This is a genomic window from Arcobacter acticola (assembly GCF_013177675.1).
Taxonomy (GTDB): Bacteria; Campylobacterota; Campylobacteria; order Campylobacterales; family Arcobacteraceae; genus Aliarcobacter; species Aliarcobacter acticola.
The window spans coordinates 2,546,126-2,562,812 of sequence record NZ_CP042652.1 but is presented as its reverse complement, the minus strand read 5'-3'; the positions used below and the strand labels follow the sequence as shown (position 1 = coordinate 2,562,812).

The window sequence follows — 16,687 nt, the reverse complement described above, 5'->3', positions numbered from 1 at the left end:
AAAATTTAACTTGCTCTCAAAACTATTTAACAGTTTCAAAAAAACAAACCATACTCTACCTGATTTTTACACAACTGATTTGCATTCACATTTACTTCCTGCTATTGATGATGGTTCTAAATCTATGGAACAAAGTATCGAGATGATAAAAGAGCTAAAGGAAATGGGCTTTAAAAAGCTTATTACAACTCCTCATATTATGTCTCACAGATATCCAAATTCAAAAGATGGAATACTAAGATCTTTTGATGAACTTCAAGAAGAGCTTCATAAACAAAATATAGATATGTGTATGCAGGTTGCTAGTGAATACTATTATGATGAACATTTTATAGAGTTGATTAGAAAAAAAGATTTACTGACTTTTGGTGATAACAATGTACTTTTTGAGCTATCTTATACAACACCTGTATTTGGATTGGAGCAAAGTGCATTTGAGCTTTTAAGTTCTGGCTATAAACCTATTTTAGCCCATCCTGAACGATATTCATATTTTGCAGCAAACCCTGATAAATATCATCAAATAAAAGACATGGGATTGCTATTTCAAATCAATATAAACTCAACAAATGACTTCTATGGAAAATCTGCAAAAAAAGCAGTGAAATATCTAATAGACCAAGGTTTAGTAGATTTTGTAGGAAGTGATACACATAGACCAAAATATATAGAGTCTTTAAAACAAAGTATTGGAACGAAAATTTTTAGAAATATTGAAGAAAAGAATCAGATTAGAAACAACTACTTATAACGACATTTTTTAGGACACCTCTGGTCATTTCCCAAGACATCTTTCTGATTGGGAATCCAACTGAGATCCCCGGGTCAAGCCCGAGGATGACGAAAGCAGTCAAGCCCGAAGATAACGAATTTTGTCAAGTCTGATGACACATTTTGTCATTCCCAATAAACACTCTCGTCATTTCCAACAAAACCTCGTCATTCCCAACTTGATTGGGAATCTAAATAAATAATGTTATAATTTATTAAAAAAGAGAAAAAATGCAATCTTACATCTATATAATGACAAATATATCCAAATCAACACTATACATTGGAGTAACAAGTGATTTAGTGAAACGTGTTTATGAACATAAAAATGAAGTTTATGATGGGTTTTCTAAAAAATATAATACAAAGATACTTGTATATTATGAAATATATGATGATATCACTGAAGCAATAAAAAGAGAAAAACAGTTAAAAAAGTGGAATCGTAAGTGGAAAGAAGAGCTGATTGAAAAAATGAATTTTGAGTATAATGATTTGTATGAAGAAATATTATAGATCCCCGGGTCAAGCCCGAGGATGACGAAGATTGTCAAGTCTGATGATGACGAAGATTGTCAAGTCTGATGATGACGAAGATTGTCAAGCCCGAGGATGACGTGTTTGTCAAGTCGGATGATGACGTGTTTGTCAAGTCGGATGATGACGTGTTTGTCAAGTCGGATGAAAACTGTCATTCCCAACAAAACCTCGTCATTCCCAACTTGATTGGGAATCCAACTGAGATCCCCGGGTCAAGCCCGAGGATGACGAAGATTGTCAAGTCTGATGATGACGTGTTTTGACAAGTCGGATGATGACGTGTTTTGGCAAGTCGGATGATGACGTGTTTGTCAAGTCGGATGAAAACTGTCATTCCCAACAAAACCTCGTCATTCCCAACTTGATTGGGAATCCAACTGAGATCCCCGGGTCAAGCCCGAGGATGACGAAGATTGTCAAGTCTGATGATGACGAAGATTGTCAAGTCTGATGATGACGAAAGCAGTGAAATATCTAATAGACCAAGGTTTAGTAGATTTTGTAGGAAGTGATACCCATAGACCAAAATATATAGAGTCTTTAAAACAAAGTATTGGAACGAAAATTTTTAGAAATATTGAAGAAAAAAATATCATAAAAAATGCTTATTTGTAATACTCGAAGTATTATTAAAATCATTGACATTGTAAATACATTATGTTAAACTTATATTATGAAATTTGAATGGAATGAAGATAAAAATACTTTAAATAAGCAGAAGCATGGTATTTCTTTTGAAGAAGCAAAAGAAATTTTTGATGATGCTCTTCATATATCAAAATTAGATAAAAGATTCTCTTATTTTGAAGAAAGATGGATTAGCTTAGGTGCAAGTAAAACAAACAAAATTTTAGTTGTTGCTAATCTATTTTTTACTAATGAGGGAGAAGAAATCATACGTATTATTAGTGCAAGAAAAGCTAATAAACAAGAAAGGGAAAGCTATGAGAGATTCTAAACAAAGAGAAGAATTAGATAACTATGAATTAGAAGATAATTATGATTTTTCTGGTGGAATAAGAGGAAGATTTTATAAACCAAAAAAAGTACCCACTTCTATGAGACTAGATAACGATATTTTAATTTTTTTAAAAAAAGAAGCTAGTGAAAAAAAGATAGCATATCAAACATTAATAAATAATTTACTTCGAGAGCATATGCAAACGAGTGTTCATTAAAATACTCATCTAATAAGAAGAGTTTAACTCTTCTTATCTATTTTTATAATATTTGTCATTTCCATAACCATAACCATAACTAGAACCATATCCATATCCGTATTTTTCACCGATTTCTACGCCATTTAGTATCATTCCAAATGTATGTTGAGTGTGTTCTTTACTTAGTCTGTCTAGGTTTCTTACGAATTCTTTTCTTGTATATTCAGCTCTTGCAACTACAAATACGATATCTGAGTAGTTCATTAAAATCAAGGCATCTGTTACTAGTCCAACAGGTGGTGTATCAAATATCACATAATCGTATTTTGATTTTAGTATTTCTACAAAATCTTTCATTTTATCTGTTAAGATTAATTCAGATGGATTTGGAGGAAGGGTTCCTGTTGTAATCACATCTACATTTGTATCTTTAATATGATTTGTAACTTCTTCTAGAGTGTTTTGCTCTGTTAGGTAGTTACTAATACCAATAGTGTTATTTAGACCGAATTCTTTGTGTAAACTTGATTTTCTTAAGTCAAAATCTAAAACGATTACTTTTTTATCTGCTTGTGAAATAATTCTTGCTAAATTTCCTGAGATAGTAGTTTTCCCTTCTCCTGAAACAGAAGAGGTGATAGATATAATCTGACTTTTACTATGTCTTGGTAAAAACTGCAGATTTGTTCGTATTGCTCTATATGATTCATCTATAAGCTTAGCTGATTTTCTACTTTTATTATTTGGAATGATTCCATAAATAGGTATTGAGCTTAGTTTTTCTACTTCTTCTGAGTTTTTAACAGTATTGTTCATAAACTCTCTTACAAATGTTAAAGCAAGTCCTAAAATCATACCAAGGATGATACCAACTAAAACAATCAATGTTCTTTTTGGTTTTATAGGAGTTGTATCTTCAATAGCATCATCCAAAAGTCTAGAGTTTGAAATAGTTGAAGACTTCATAATCGCTGTTTCAGCTTTTTTCTCTAGTAAAAATGAGTATATTTTTTCATCAATACTGTAAAATCTAGTAAGTCTAGAAAGCTCTCTTTCTTGTTTTGGTAAAGATGCAATTGAAGAGTTGAACTTACCTATAATACCTTGTAAAGAAGCTTTTCTTTGACCAAGTTGTCTTAGGTTGTTGCTAATTGCTATTTTTATCGATCTTTTTAAGTTTGCGATATTTTGACTAGATTTTTGTGCATCAGGATGAAGATCTGTATAATCCACTAAAAGTGAAGACCTTTTTCCAACTTCTTCTTGAAGACTAGTTACTAGTGATCCTAAAGCTGGATCGGCGAAGTTTACAGAACCAATTGTAAGACCTGTTAAGTCTTGATTTGATATTATAAACTGCTCAAGATTTGCTAAAATGCTGATCTCTGTTTGTACTTCTTCTAGTTTTGCTTGGTATTCACTTAGTTGAGTTGTAGTTGCCATTGCTTGTTCATTTAGTCCTACAACTTTGTTGTCTTCTTTAAATGACTCTAACTTTGTTTCAGATTTTTTTAGTCTTTCATTTATAGATTCAAGTTGTGCATCAATAAACTCTAAAGTAAGGTTGGCTTCTTTTGTCTTTTGGTCTACTTCTACTTCCATATATGCTTTTGTTAAGGCATTTAAAATCTCTTTCGCTCTTAAACTAGCAGTATCTTGAAAACCAAGATTTAAAATAGTTGCATTTTTAGATGGTTGAGCAACTGAAATGTTACTTATAAAGTGATTATATAGTCCCATATCATTGATAAATGAAAACTCATATTTGTTATTTGAAAATGAACGTACTTTTTCTAAATCTAGAGTGAAGAATTCTGTTTTTATAGATTCACCAAATTTATGATTTTTATCATAAATGATTTTATCTGAAGCACTGTAAGGCTGAAGACCTAGTTTTTTTAGTATTCCTGAGATGCTATATATAGAAACAGGTTCTATTTTTAGATTAAAAGTTTCATCATCTACAGGTGTAACTATAAATCTCTTCCCATAAGCTAAATCATCAATAAACTCACTATTTACTATAAATGGAGCACTTTTATAAAGCTCTATTTCTCTATAGTTTACTTTAGTGAAATATCTAGTATTTAAGTTTAAAAATGAAAAAGCCTTTTGCGCTAAAAATCTAGATTTAAACACTTCAAGTTGATTATCAACATTTGCACTACCCCCGTCAAATGCCTGAAGCATGAAGTCTGCTGGGTCTGTATTTTTTTTATTTTCCATTAACTCTATAGTTGTAGAAGATAAATAAATACTTGGTTTTGTATATGCAAATACTGCACTTCCTATCGTAAAAATAAGTGTTATAAATATAATAGAATACTTATATCTTAAAATAGTTTTGATTACTTCTTTTAAGTCAATTTCATCATTACGATGAAATTGATTTGTAATTTGTTGGTTAACCATACTTTTGCTTACCAACCTTTAAGTGATTTTGTTTGTACAAATGGATTTAAGACACTTGAGAATGTTTCCCAAAACGGCATAAAGTCTGTAAATACTCTATTGTAACCTTTGATTTCTCTTGGTTGTACATATAGTATGTCATTTGGTTTTAGATATAAACTTGAAAGTGAAACTGCGTCCATTCTTGTCAAGTCTACATTTCTAATCTCTGGGTTTCTAAGATCACCTCTGATTACTTTGATATCACTTCTTGAAGCCATATCTGTAACATCACCTGATCTTGCGATTGCTTCGATGATATTCATAGTTCCATTTGTAACTGATACTATTCCTGGTGTTTTTACTTCACCTATTACTATAACTCTTTGGTTTTTTATTTCTACTAGAACATATGGATTTCTAATATACTTTTTATACTCTTGAATCAAAATATCAGAAGCCTGATCTTGTGTATATCCAGCAACTTTGAAACTACCAATAAGAGGAAGTCTTACTGTACCATCTTGAGTTACAAGAAGTCCTATGTTTTCTTGTATTGTGCTACTTGTATTTGTTTCTCTGCTTGTAAGCATAGAAGTCATTTGCTGATTGCCTTCACCTGATTGGATATATACTGTAATATCAACTCTATCATTTGGTGCAATTACATTTTCAAATACAACTTCTTCTTTGTAAGTTTTTTCATCAACTACCGTTGTTTTTTCTAGTTCTGCGTTTTGTGTTTGGAAAAGTTTATACTCTTTTACTCCACAACCTGAAAAAATAAAAACCAATGCAGTTAAAAAAAATAGGTTTCTTTTTGTCATTTCTTCCCCTTGTTATTTGATAAGATTATAACACAATATGTTATAATCTTGATTACAAATTTGTATAAATTTGTTACTCTCTTTTAAAATCATCGCTGATTCTAACAATATCATCTTCATCTATATATTCTCCAACTTGAGCTTCTATTAAAACTACTGGAATTTTTCCTTGGTTTTCTAGTCTATGTACTTCACCCATTTTTATATAAGTAGATTCATTTGGTCGCACTAGTCTTGTCTCTTCTCCAACTGTTACCGTTGCAGTTCCTGATACTACTATCCAGTGTTCATTTCTATGGAAGTGTTTTTGTAAAGATAGTCTTGATCCTGGTTTTACTTCTATTCTTTTGATTTTATATCCAGCTGATTCTTCTAGAACTGTATATGTTCCCCATGGTCTATAGGCCGTTTGGTGGATATTGTGAAGTTGTGAATTAGAAGCTTTTAGTTTTTCTACAACTTTTTTTACTTTTTGCGAACTTCCTTTTTTTGAAATCAAAAGTGCATCACCTGTATCGATGATTATTAAATCTTCTACATCTATAGAAGCTATGATTCTATCTGATCCATATACTAGATTGTTTTTAGAATCTATTGATATATGTTTATCATTTTTTGTATTACCATTTTTATCTTTTGGAAGTTCTTCATAAAGAGCATCAAAGCTACCTACATCACTCCAAGCGATATTTGATGGGATAACTTTAACTATGTCACTTTTTTCCATCACAGCGTAGTCTATAGAATCATCTGGAATAGCTTCCATATGAGAATGTTGAATTCTCAATGTTGAATTATCAATTTTTTTATTATCAAATGCAGTTTTACAAGTATTATATATCTCAGCAGAGTATTTTTCTAACTCATCTAAAAATACACCTGCTTTAAAACAAAACATTCCAGAGTTCCACATATAGTAACTTGTTGATTTGTTATTTGTATATTTGTTATTTGTTTCTAGATACTCATTTGCTACATCTAAGCTTGGTTTCTCATGAAAGTTAACAACATCCATACCATTAACCAATGACGAATCACCATTTGCAGGTGAAGCTTCTATATACCCAAATCCAGTTTCTGCAAAAGTTGGAGTTATTCCAAAAGTAACTAGTTTATTATCTTTTGCGAACTCTTTTGCTTTTTTTAATACTTTTTCATACTCTTTTTCATCTTTGATTAGATGATCACTTGGAGTTACTAAAACTATTTCATCATAATCTAACTGCATACAAGCAAGTGCAATAGCAGGAGCTGTGTTTCTTCCAACAGGTTCTAGTAGATATTTGTTATTTGTTTTTCCTAGTTCTTCCAACTGATCTAAAGCCAGAAAGTATTGCTCTGTGTTTGAAACTATAAATTGTGATTTACAAACTTTTGAGTTTCTCTCAACTGTAAGCTGAAATAATGACTTCTTATCCTTGTGCTCTGCACTCTCTTCGAGAAATAGCTTTACAAACTGTTTTGGCATAAGACTTCTACTGATTGGCCATAGTCTTGTACCACTTCCACCGCAGAGGATTATGTTTGTCATTTTTTATTCCTTTTTCTAAAAACATTTATTTCTTACGTTTGGAATTTTACATTGATCCCCGGGTCAAGCCCGAGGATGACGAAGGATGCAAGCCCGAGGATGACGAAGAATGCAAGCCCGAGGATGACGAAGAATGCAAGCCCGAGGATGACGAAGAACGTCATTCCCAACATACCACCGTCATTCCCAACTTGATTGGGAATCTTTTCAGTTTTCAAATACCATTCATACATAGTTCTAATACCATTTTCTATTTCAACTTTATGTTTGAATCCAAGACTATGAAGTTGGAAGGATCTCTTTGAATGTCTTTTATAAGTGGGTTAATCTTTTTCTATAGTTTTTCCATCTCTTAATTGTTTGATAGATTCTTCTAAATGTTTTCTATTGGCTGTTGAACTAAGTAAATAACTAGTTTCTTTCATAGAATTATATTCATCAAAAGATATTACGACAACATTCTCTCTGCCTTTTCTATGAATTATAACTTCATCATGATTATGATATTCACTGTCAAAAATATCTTTAAAGTTGTTTCTTGCTTCTGTCATACTTACTACTTGCATATTTATTCATTACAATATTCTGTACATAATTATATCAAATAAAAAATGAATTAATAATTCAATATTTTACCCTCAGTCATCTTCGGGCTTGATAGATTCCCCATCAAGTGGGAAATGACAACTCTTGTCTTGGGAATGACACCCCGTCATCCTCAAGCTTGATTTGGGGATCCAAAGAATACGTATCACTAAAATCTCTATCATCATCAATAGCAGAACCAACTAAACTTCATTATATGTTTTTTATAGTTTTGATATACTTTTCCATTACAATTTATTTATTTCATATAATCCACTCTTAAAATCTCTAATTTTATATAATTACAATGGTATCAATCCATCCTTTGTAACTACTAGGCTATAGAATATATATTTGAGTAAATCTATCGCTATCATATATTAAACGATAAATTTGTCATGTTAAAATTAATGTAAATAAAATTAATTTTTGAATTCATACTTTATCATATTTCTAAGTCCTTCTTCTAAAGTATACTTTTCTTTAAATCCACTTTCAAAAAGATGTTTAGTAGAAACAGTAGTTTCTGCAGTAAATTTTTGAATTCTTACAACTGAAACAGGGAATTTTTTACCCGTAATCTTAGAAATAATATCAAGCACAAATCCTCCTACAATACCAATTGAATAAGGAATAGTAGGAAATTTTTTATCTATACTAAGTTCGGTCTTTACAATATTAAGTATTTCTTTTGTAGATAAGTCATTATTTCCTGCGAAGTTGAAAATATCTAGTTTCTTTTCTACATTTTTAAGAGAAGATAAGAAAAAAGCTATATTACCTACATAGCCCATAGATTTTTTATTTAAACCATCTCCAATCATAGCAAATTTCCCACTTACGATTTGATTTATAAGATTATATACGTTACCTCTATTTCCTTCACCAAATACAACAGCCGGCCTAACAATTTGGAGATTATTGGCTTCATTTTCTTTTTGCCAAGCTAAAAATATTTTTTCTGCTTCATATTTTGTGCGACCATATTCATTGAAAGGTTTTGCTTCCATGTATTCATTTGGGGTACCTCTATTTAATCCGTATATTGCTACAGAACTTGTAAATATAATTTTATTTATATTATTTGCTTTTGCTGCTTCTACAATATTTTTAGCTCCATCAATATTAACCTCTGCATAAAGCGAAAGAGGTGTTACATTATCCGCATGTTCGGCTGCAAGATTATATATAATATCTATACCTTCACAGGCTTTTTTAAGTCCTTCTCTATTTCTAACATCATCTACAATAGTGAGTTCAGGATATTTTGCACTTTTTACTTTATCATATATGATTATTTCATGATTTTCATTTTTTAATTCATCTATAAGTCTTGTCCCTATAAAGCCACTTCCACCAGTAATTAATATTTTCATCTTTTTTCCTCCAATATTTTAATTAAATTTTCAATTATATTTTCTTTTTTAAATTTTTCTATGTGATTTTTAGAATTAACAACTTTATTTATAATATGTTGTGAGTCTATTGTAGTTTTTAGAAGCAAATTAGATAATTCTTTTACATCACCTATCTCGAATAAATCACCACATTTCCCATTATCAAGTATTTCACAAGGACCTGTTTTGCAGTTTGATGAAATAACAAATTTTTCTAAAATCATTGCTTCAATTAAAACTGTAGGTAGTCCTTCAAATTTTGACGAAAGAATAAATGCTTTAGAATTTTGCATCCAAACAAAAGGGTTTGTTTTTTTTCCTAAAAATAATATGCTCTTATTAAGTCCGTAACTCTCTACTAGATTTTGGAGTTTTACTTTATCAATTCCATCACCTATAATATACAGTTTTTCAGTGATTTGATTTTTAGTTAATAATATTTTATAAGATTCAATTAGTGTAGTTAAATCTTTTTGATTTTCATCTAATCTTGTTACTGTACAGAAATAATTATCTTTTAATAAATTTATTTCATCACTTGATAAATTTGTTGTTTGATTTGCTTTAGATTTTATTGATTCAAAATCAAAAGGGTTGTAAAGTAATTCAATTTTATTTTTATTAATAAATGGATATAAATTTATAACTTCATCTTTCATCTCTTCTGCAATTGTAAAAACTTTATCATATAAATTTAATTTTTTGCCAAATGAATTTTTTAATAATGCTTTCTTTCCACTAAACATTTGATTAACCGAACCATGTAGCCATATAAAATGTTTCATATGTTTAAATTTAGTAATATGAGAAGGTAAAAATTGAAAAAATGTTATTGATAAGTCATAATTATTTCTATTAATTAATGATTTAATTTTTGTATTATAATAATAAAAATCAAAAAATTTTATAGCAAATAGCAATGGAATATTAAATAAAATATTTTTTTTACCTAATGTTCTTAGTTTATAAATAAATTTAGATATTCTTTCTGATTTTACATATTGAAAGTTTGCTTCTTTGGGAATTGCATGTTCAAATGTATTTCCATCTTTACCCATATTATAATCAACAATTAAATCAACTGTATAACCATTTTTTATTAATCCCTCTATATATTGCATAGCAATCAGTTCTGCTCCACCTATTTTTGTAAAATGTAAAAAAAATAGTATCTTTTTCATCTCTCTCCTTTTTGTAAGTTAGTAAAATTAATGGTAATGTAAAATAAAAAGAAAAACCACATTGGTAAAATATGTCTATAAAATACTGCAACATTTCCTGAAAATAAAACTATAAAAATAAACATTGAAATGAAACTTATTAAAATAAGCCTATTTTTTAGAAATATTTTCATACTATAAATAAAAAAAGCTAGTAAGTATAATGATAAAAATAAATATCCAATTGAAGAACTTTTAATATATAAAATAGGTATTACCATTGCAATACTTCTTTGAATAATTGAGGAAAAACTAAGATCAGTAATTTCCTTTGATAATGCTAAATTTCCTTCTGATAAAGAAGCTATATCATACGAGTATTGCATAAATAATTTATATTTATCATTTTCATATATTAAAGAAGATAAATCATAATAAAAAAATACAAATATTAAAAAAACTAATGAAATAGGCAGGAATATAATAAGTTTTTTTATTACATATTTATTATATAATAAACCAAATATGTAATAAGGATGAATAGAAAATAAAAATCCTACGAAAATATAGAAATAATTTATATTTTTTTCAAAGAATCGAATTGAAAGATATAGCATAAAGATGGTAAAACAAAATTTATTATATGCATCAAAAGTATTTAAAAGAATAAAAGGATTTGTAATTAAAAAAATATAAACTAATTTATTCCTTTCAAAAATTTTACTTAATAAAATAGAAATTGTTAATATATTAAATAATATTAAAACTATTGGATGTGGGTTTAAAAATTTTACAATATTATCATATAGATTCATATTACTTCTTTGTAATAAATGGTCATAATCTATTAGTCCAAAACCAAGACCCGATCCAATTATAAATAAAAACAAAAAATTAAAAATTAAAAACTTATTATAAACTATTTTCAATTTCATTCCTAAATAATTTCGATAGTAACTTCTTTTTTATAATTGGTTCTGTAGTTAGTTTTGTTTTGATTCGTTGTATGCTAATACTTATAAATCTCTTAAAGTTTTTAATTTTAGATTGTTTTGTAATCTTTACAGTTTCATTTTCTTTAAAAAATTTATCATTAATTTTTCTTTTTTGAAAATGTATATACGGGATATATTCAGTTTGAGAATTTTCAAATATGACTTCTATATTTAGATTCTTTTTTAAGTAACTAGTTAATACTAATTTTCTATTTACACAAATGTAATTTTCAGTAAAATAATTTAGATCAACAGCTTTTAAAGAAATGTCTTGATTCCATATGATATTCTTTTTGCTTTTTTCTTTTTCAAGATAAATATGGAGGAATTCAAATTCATCTAATGCATAATTTTCATTACTTTCTAAAAGCCTTTTAATTGAATTCAATTTTAATAAATCGCTGGTAATTTTTTTATAGTATTGAGTTTCAAATAACATTAGGTGACCTCTTGAACCAACTACATTCGCTTTTTCTGTTATAGGTTTATTTAAAAAGTAATCTAAATTTCCAAAAACTACATCCAAGTCACAGAAACCAATATAGTCATATTGCTTTTGAATATATTGTTTTAAAATACTGTAGTAAAATATTTTAAAATCACACAATTTATAATAATCATTAAACTCTTGACTTATATTTAAAGTTTTTAATGTCAAAGATTCTAATTCACTCCTTGATATTTGATGATTCCATAAATTCTCTTTTTCTTCTAAAAGAACAGGTTTGTCTGTAAATAAAAATACATCAACATTATTATCTGTAAGTGTATCTAAAGATTTCTTGAGTACTTCATTAAAGACTCCAAAATAAACTATTATTAATAAGCAATTATTTGCCATGATTCTCTCCTAAAATATTATTAATAGTATTTAAATAAAGGTTGCTTTCTTTCTGAAAAAAGAATAACTTAGAACGTTCTATTAGTTTATTAGGATTTTTAGGATTTTGTATAGATTCAATTATTTTTAAACTTAACTCAGATGGTGAATTCATTTTTGATATAAAACCATATTCTCCGAAATTTATTATTTCTTGAGGACCTTCACTTTGAACATCAGTAATTACAACCTGTTTCCCCAGTGCCATAGCCTCAATTATTGTAAAGCCAAAAGCTTCCCATCTTGATGATACAATTAATATTTCTGATTTACGTATAAATTTAAAAGGATTTATTTGATGGCCAAAAAATTTTATTTTATCTTCTAGTTTTAATTCTTTTACTAAATTTTTCAACTCATTCTCAATTGGACCTGATCCTATTATTGCAAGTTTATATTTTGTATATTTTGTACTAAAGATAGAGAAAGATTTAATTAAAATATCTAATCCTTTTTCATCAACCAATCTTCCTACACTAATTAATATTTTTGAATTATCAAAAAAAGAATCATTTATATCTTCTATAGATTTTTTGAAAATAGAATCAGTTAATAAGGGAGGATATATTGTTACGATTTGTTTTTTATCCATTTTATATATAGATATTAATTCATTTTCAATTTTATTGTAAGAGACTATTGCCATATCTACTTTTTTAAAAAAGATCTTTGCGAAAAAAGGAATTATTTTTTGATATAATTTTTTACTTTCTAAAAATGTAGATATTTTAATGTCAAGGACTACTATAACTTTGATATTTTTTTTAGAAAGAATATTTGCTATTATAGTAATAATTGTTGAATATCCTGGAGCAGCAATTATTACTGATGAGCTTGTTGTATTTAAATATTTTCTTAGTTTATTAAGACTTAGAATAACTTTCCCTTCACCGTGTGATTTTGAAATATTAAAATCTGTAACTTTATAATTCTTGAGTGTTTCTTTGTATTCTTCCTTAACAAAGTTGGGAAATAGAAATTCAATATCATATTGATTTTCTAATGATTTTGCAATAGTTAAGAAAAGTTTTTCTACTCCACCATTTAAAAATGTAGGCATAAATAAAGTGATTTTACCTAATACAGCCATTTCTTAACCTTTTTTAACATATTATAAGATGTTGATTGATTATTTGTTTTTATAATAGATTTTACAAGAAGTTCAAATTCATCTTTAAAATTTCGTTTAAATTCTTTTGTTTTTTTATAATACATTATATAATAAGATAAATCTTTATATTCAATATTTCCAAAAAAGTTTTTTATTTCATTAGATTTTGAGATATCACTAAGCTTGTATTTATTTGAAATAATAAGTATTTTATTAATTATATTTTCTATATCTGATGAGGAATTTATTGATTGTAAATCTAATGCTAGTGATTTTTCATCTTTCCCTATAATTGTTGCATAGTCTAATGATATCTTTTTTGCAGTTTCTTCTTGCAGGTCTCTTTTTTTTATACTAGCTTGTGAGGTATGTTCTCTATAGTTGAGTAGTACCTCTGGAATATTACCTATTCTAAAATTATTGATTATAATATCTGTCCATAGTTTATAATCTTGGGCTACTTTATAACTTGATTGATATTCAACTTTTTCGAATACCTCTTTTTTAAAAATAACTGTAGGGTGAGCAAGTCCAGACATTATTATTAGTCTGAATTTTATTTCATCATGAGTAATTGGATTCTTTATAATTTGTTCTTTATTTTCACCGAAAATTTTTATAAAACTACCACAAACATCTAAATTGTTTTCTTTCATATAGCTAAGTTGTTTTTCAAGTCTATTTGAATGACTGATATCATCAGCATCCATTCTTGCAATATATTTACCCTTGGATATTGATATTCCCTCATTTAACGAATAGGGTAAGCCTTTATTCTCTCTGTCTATAAGAATTATTCTTTTGTCTTTTTCCATATATTTTTTTATTATTTTAATTGAGTCATCTTTTGATCCATCATTTATTATAATAAATTCAAAATTCTTATGAGTCTGGTCCAATATACTTTCCATTGCTTCAATTAAATATTTTTCCCCATTATAAACAGCCATTATCACTGAGATTAAATCATAATTCATTTGTTTTCCTTTGCATAAAATAAAATAGTAGACTAACATGAATTATATGTACAAAAATAAAACTTATAATTAATCCATTTTCAGACCAAAAATATATTGAAACTGGTATTATTAAAAAATTAATTAGGACAGTATAATTCATTACTTTTAAAAAATCTTTTTTCTTATTCATAATAATTAATGAATTAGAAAACAAACCTCCAAATGGATAAGTTACAAGTCTGATTAAGAAGATTGCAAGTAGTGATATAACTTCTGGATTATATTCTCCTGTTATTAGATGAACGATTTCTTCTTTAAAGTATTCAGATATAAAGGTTAGAGAGAATGATATAATCAAATATATAGAAGCAATATTTATTAACATCTTTTTGAATTGGTGAATACTCTCTCTACTTTTTCTTACAAGATAAGGATAAAGTGTTTGAGTAGCAGGTTCAAATAATCCTCCTATAGCAAAAACAATTTTCTCTGCAATGGAGTAGTATCCAACTATGGTATTATTTGTAAATAATCCTAATAATATTAAATTAGTAGTTGTGTATAGATTTACATAAATTCTAGATAAAAATATATGCCATCCTTCAGTTAGATAATATTTTATAGTTATTGAGGATTGAAACCTAAATGTTATATTGAACTCTTTTTTTAATATAATTAATGAATAGACACCAACTAATATAAAACCAATAGATGTTAGGATAGGAACAAGATAGTAATCGCTTTCTTCTTTTATAAATATAAAAATACTAATTGTAAATATTGCTTTTGATATTATATTAAGATAAGTAATATATTTCATTTTTTCAATACCTTGAAAAAACCACAGGGGGAAAAGAACTTGACCTATTACTGTTCCAAATGTAAAAAAATAAACGAGTGCTTCTTTATTGAATTTCTCAAAAACAAATATCATTATACTAAGTAAAAAAAAGGATATAAACATCAATAAAAATTTTATTGTCATAACTGAACTAAATATTTCTATTAATTTTTCTTTGTTATCCCTATGTATTGATATTTCTTTAGTAGCTGAAAGATTAAATCCATAATCAGTTATTATTTGGAAATATGTTACTGTTGCTGTTGCAAATGCTAAAAGACCAAAATATTCTACTCCTATCACCCTAACTAAATAAGGGAAAGTTAATAATGGTAATAAGTAATTTGCTCCTTGAAGAATGGATAATGAAAAGAAATTTGACAATAATTGTTTGTTTTCTTTACTCTTTGATTGATTTATTATTTTCTTTATCATTTATCGTAAAATTCTCTATACCACTCAACAAATTCAGCAATTCCATCACTCAAATCTGTATCAGGTTTATAACAAAAGTCTTTGATTAAATCATTTGTATCTGCATAAGTAGATACAACATCTCCATCTTGCATATCCATAAAGTTCTTTTTAGCTTCTATTCCAATAGATGATTCTAAAGTTTTTATAAAATCTAAAAGTTGAACAGGTGCATTATTCCCTATATTATATATTCTATAAGGTGCTGATGAAATAGATGGATCTGGATTTTGTGCATCAAAGTTTTCATTTGATTTTGAAGGATTATCTATTACTTTAATAATACCATCTACTATATCACCCACATAAGTAAAATCTCTACTCATATTTCCATGGTTAAATACTTTTATTGCTCTATCATTTAAAATAGCATCTGCAAAAAGCATTGGAGCCATATCAGGTCTTCCCCAAGGTCCATAAACGGTAAAGAATCTAAGTCCTGTAGTAGAGATATTATAAAGGTGGCTATATGTATGAGCCATCATTTCATTTGATTTTTTTGTTGCTGCATATAATGATACAGGATGATCTGTATGATCACTTGTTTTAAATGGTTGTGATTTATTTAATCCATATACAGATGAACTAGATGCATATGATAGATTTTTTATATCATTATGTCTACAAGCTTCTAGGATATTCATAAATCCTTTTATATTTGAATCTATATATGCGTGAGGATTTTCTATTGAGTATCTTACCCCTGCTTGTGCAGCTAGATTACAAACTGCATCAAACTTTTCTTTTTCAAAAAGTTCATATATAGATTTTGTATCTGATAAATCCATTTTTACAAATTTATGTTTAGGGTATATTTTACTTTGGATTAGCTTAGATTCCCAATCAAGTTGGGAATGACATAAATCATCAAGTTCAGAATTACTTGTATTTTTATCTTCATATGAAATACCTAGTTGATTAAGTCTTGCATATTTTAGGTTTACATCATAATAGTCATTTATATTATCAAGTCCTATTACTTCATCACCTCTTTCTAGAAGTTTTAAAGCTAAGTGATATCCTATGAAACCTGCTGTTCCTGTTACTAGTATTTTCAATTTAAAT

18 protein-coding genes are annotated in these 16,687 nt (G+C 27.6%); 5 read left to right on the top strand and 13 right to left on the bottom strand.

Going from position 1 to position 16,687, the window contains the following annotated elements; genetic code table 11:
- Positions 1–10 precede the first annotated feature (10 nt).
- From AACT_RS13150 to AACT_RS13130, 5 genes are all read left to right on the top strand, one after another.
- Positions 11–751, top strand: coding sequence for a tyrosine-protein phosphatase (locus tag AACT_RS13150; RefSeq protein WP_172127609.1), 741 nt, complete (start codon positions 11–13; stop codon positions 749–751).
- Between the two features lie 251 nt (positions 752–1,002).
- Positions 1,003–1,287, top strand: a complete 285-nt coding sequence (locus AACT_RS13145; protein WP_172127607.1) for a GIY-YIG nuclease family protein — start codon at positions 1,003–1,005, stop codon at positions 1,285–1,287.
- Positions 1,288–1,764: 477 nt separating this feature from the next.
- Complete coding sequence (locus tag AACT_RS13140) at positions 1,765–1,926, top strand: hypothetical protein (protein WP_216658203.1); 162 nt, start codon at positions 1,765–1,767, stop codon at positions 1,924–1,926.
- Positions 1,927–1,984: 58 nt separating this feature from the next.
- Complete coding sequence (locus AACT_RS13135) at positions 1,985–2,269, top strand: BrnT family toxin (protein WP_172127603.1); 285 nt, start codon at positions 1,985–1,987, stop codon at positions 2,267–2,269.
- Positions 2,256–2,489, top strand: a complete 234-nt coding sequence (locus tag AACT_RS13130; protein ID WP_172127601.1) for a BrnA antitoxin family protein — start codon at positions 2,256–2,258, stop codon at positions 2,487–2,489. The genes AACT_RS13135 and AACT_RS13130 overlap by 14 nt, the downstream gene beginning before the upstream one ends.
- A gap of 33 nt (positions 2,490–2,522) precedes the next feature.
- On the opposite strand, the gene AACT_RS13125 is transcribed toward AACT_RS13130, so the two are convergent.
- From AACT_RS13125 to AACT_RS13065, 13 genes are all read right to left on the bottom strand, one after another.
- Entirely contained in the window at positions 2,523–4,883 is a 2,361-nt protein-coding gene (locus tag AACT_RS13125) for a GumC family protein (RefSeq protein WP_172127599.1), read from the bottom strand.
- Positions 4,884–4,891: 8 nt separating this feature from the next.
- Entirely contained in the window at positions 4,892–5,689 is a 798-nt protein-coding gene (locus AACT_RS13120; RefSeq protein ID WP_172127597.1) for a polysaccharide biosynthesis/export family protein, read from the bottom strand.
- Between the two features lie 73 nt (positions 5,690–5,762).
- Positions 5,763–7,220, bottom strand: a complete 1,458-nt coding sequence (locus tag AACT_RS13115; protein WP_172127595.1) for a mannose-1-phosphate guanylyltransferase/mannose-6-phosphate isomerase — start codon at positions 7,218–7,220, stop codon at positions 5,763–5,765.
- A gap of 32 nt (positions 7,221–7,252) precedes the next feature.
- Positions 7,253–7,453, bottom strand: a complete 201-nt coding sequence (locus AACT_RS13110) for a hypothetical protein (protein ID WP_172127593.1) — start codon at positions 7,451–7,453, stop codon at positions 7,253–7,255.
- A gap of 90 nt (positions 7,454–7,543) precedes the next feature.
- Positions 7,544–7,786, bottom strand: a complete 243-nt coding sequence (locus AACT_RS13105; RefSeq protein WP_172127591.1) for a type II toxin-antitoxin system Phd/YefM family antitoxin — start codon at positions 7,784–7,786, stop codon at positions 7,544–7,546.
- 441 nt (positions 7,787–8,227) lie between these two features.
- The gene (locus tag AACT_RS13100) at positions 8,228–9,181 is read right to left on the bottom strand and encodes an NAD-dependent epimerase/dehydratase family protein (RefSeq protein WP_172127589.1); all 954 of its coding nucleotides are present in this window, start codon (positions 9,179–9,181) and stop codon (positions 8,228–8,230) included.
- The gene (locus tag AACT_RS13095) at positions 9,178–10,383 is read right to left on the bottom strand and encodes a glycosyltransferase (protein ID WP_172127587.1); all 1,206 of its coding nucleotides are present in this window, start codon (positions 10,381–10,383) and stop codon (positions 9,178–9,180) included. Before AACT_RS13095 ends, AACT_RS13100 begins: the two co-directional genes overlap by 4 nt.
- Positions 10,380–11,291, bottom strand: a complete 912-nt coding sequence (locus AACT_RS13090; protein ID WP_172127585.1) for a hypothetical protein — start codon at positions 11,289–11,291, stop codon at positions 10,380–10,382. The genes AACT_RS13095 and AACT_RS13090 overlap by 4 nt, the downstream gene beginning before the upstream one ends.
- Entirely contained in the window at positions 11,275–12,198 is a 924-nt protein-coding gene (locus AACT_RS13085; RefSeq protein WP_172127583.1) for a DUF6625 family protein, read from the bottom strand. The genes AACT_RS13090 and AACT_RS13085 overlap by 17 nt, the downstream gene beginning before the upstream one ends.
- Positions 12,188–13,327 (bottom strand): glycosyltransferase, encoded by a 1,140-nt coding sequence (locus AACT_RS13080; RefSeq protein WP_172127581.1) that lies wholly within the window; start codon positions 13,325–13,327, stop codon positions 12,188–12,190. Before AACT_RS13080 ends, AACT_RS13085 begins: the two co-directional genes overlap by 11 nt.
- On the bottom strand, positions 13,315–14,325 hold the full coding sequence (locus AACT_RS13075) for a glycosyltransferase family 2 protein (RefSeq protein WP_172127579.1): 1,011 nt from the start codon (positions 14,323–14,325) through the stop codon (positions 13,315–13,317). The genes AACT_RS13080 and AACT_RS13075 overlap by 13 nt, the downstream gene beginning before the upstream one ends.
- Positions 14,315–15,583, bottom strand: coding sequence for a flippase (locus AACT_RS13070; protein ID WP_172127577.1), 1,269 nt, complete (start codon positions 15,581–15,583; stop codon positions 14,315–14,317). Before AACT_RS13070 ends, AACT_RS13075 begins: the two co-directional genes overlap by 11 nt.
- Positions 15,580–16,680, bottom strand: a complete 1,101-nt coding sequence (locus AACT_RS13065; protein WP_172127575.1) for an NAD-dependent epimerase — start codon at positions 16,678–16,680, stop codon at positions 15,580–15,582. The genes AACT_RS13070 and AACT_RS13065 overlap by 4 nt, the downstream gene beginning before the upstream one ends.
- Between the last annotated feature and the right edge of the window lie 7 nt (positions 16,681–16,687).

Coding starts and splice junctions, on each gene's coding strand:
- AACT_RS13130 (WP_172127601.1), top strand. CDS start 2,256: ATGAGAGATTCTAAACAAAGAGAAGAATTAGATAACTATGAATTAGAA.
- AACT_RS13140 (WP_216658203.1), top strand. CDS start 1,765: ATGACGAAAGCAGTGAAATATCTAATAGACCAAGGTTTAGTAGATTTT.
- AACT_RS13105 (WP_172127591.1), bottom strand. CDS start 7,786: ATGCAAGTAGTAAGTATGACAGAAGCAAGAAACAACTTTAAAGATATT.
- AACT_RS13145 (WP_172127607.1), top strand. CDS start 1,003: ATGCAATCTTACATCTATATAATGACAAATATATCCAAATCAACACTA.
- AACT_RS13120 (WP_172127597.1), bottom strand. CDS start 5,689: ATGACAAAAAGAAACCTATTTTTTTTAACTGCATTGGTTTTTATTTTT.
- AACT_RS13085 (WP_172127583.1), bottom strand. CDS start 12,198: ATGGCAAATAATTGCTTATTAATAATAGTTTATTTTGGAGTCTTTAAT.
- AACT_RS13100 (WP_172127589.1), bottom strand. CDS start 9,181: ATGAAAATATTAATTACTGGTGGAAGTGGCTTTATAGGGACAAGACTT.
- AACT_RS13110 (WP_172127593.1), bottom strand. CDS start 7,453: ATGTATGAATGGTATTTGAAAACTGAAAAGATTCCCAATCAAGTTGGG.
- AACT_RS13070 (WP_172127577.1), bottom strand. CDS start 15,583: ATGATAAAGAAAATAATAAATCAATCAAAGAGTAAAGAAAACAAACAA.
- AACT_RS13095 (WP_172127587.1), bottom strand. CDS start 10,383: ATGAAAAAGATACTATTTTTTTTACATTTTACAAAAATAGGTGGAGCA.
- AACT_RS13125 (WP_172127599.1), bottom strand. CDS start 4,883: ATGGTTAACCAACAAATTACAAATCAATTTCATCGTAATGATGAAATT.
- AACT_RS13115 (WP_172127595.1), bottom strand. CDS start 7,220: ATGACAAACATAATCCTCTGCGGTGGAAGTGGTACAAGACTATGGCCA.
- AACT_RS13135 (WP_172127603.1), top strand. CDS start 1,985: ATGAAATTTGAATGGAATGAAGATAAAAATACTTTAAATAAGCAGAAG.
- AACT_RS13075 (WP_172127579.1), bottom strand. CDS start 14,325: ATGAATTATGATTTAATCTCAGTGATAATGGCTGTTTATAATGGGGAA.
- AACT_RS13080 (WP_172127581.1), bottom strand. CDS start 13,327: ATGGCTGTATTAGGTAAAATCACTTTATTTATGCCTACATTTTTAAAT.